The sequence below is a fragment of the Aeromonas caviae genome (assembly GCF_000819785.1).
Taxonomy (GTDB): domain Bacteria; phylum Pseudomonadota; class Gammaproteobacteria; order Enterobacterales; family Aeromonadaceae; genus Aeromonas; species Aeromonas caviae.
On the sequence record NZ_CDBK01000046.1, the window covers coordinates 12,057 to 12,568 of the forward strand.

The following is a 512-nucleotide window of genomic DNA, read 5'->3' on the forward strand; positions in this document are numbered from 1 at the left end:
CTCGGCCCCCAGCAGATCCATCCCTACCTCGGTCACCAGCTCGGTGGCCCCCGCATAGAGCATGTTGCGAAACACCTGGCGAATGAGGCGGATGCGGCTCCAGTAGCCGAGCTCGATGGCATAGACATCGGCGATGTCCTCGATCATCCGCAGGTTGCGCCAGAGCATCAGCATCATGTCGACGGTGGCGAGCGGGCTCAGGGCCACCAGCACGGCGGCCTCCCCCGACCATTTGGCGACGCGGGCCTGGGCCAGCTTGTCCCGCTCGGTGAGCACCAGCTGGCTGTAGAGGGTCAGCACTTCCCGATCGTTGTGGCTCTCGTCAAGCTGGGATAGCCAGGTGCGATACCCTTCCCGCCCCTTGTCACCGCTCTTCTCGGCCAGGGCCTCGCAGAAGGCCTGCCCCTGACCCACCCCCTGATGGGCCAGCAGATCCTCGGCTCTTGAGCGCACATCCTGGCGCCGCTTCAAGGTGCGCAGCCGCAGCCATTCGCTCCCCGCCACCCCGGCGG

Annotated in this window: 1 protein-coding gene; it reads right to left on the reverse strand. The window is 66.8% G+C overall.

The window, feature by feature from the left end:
- The coding region (locus BN1120_RS07945) for a TIGR01620 family protein (protein WP_042015531.1) at positions 1 to 512 on the reverse strand (512 nt) is incomplete at both ends.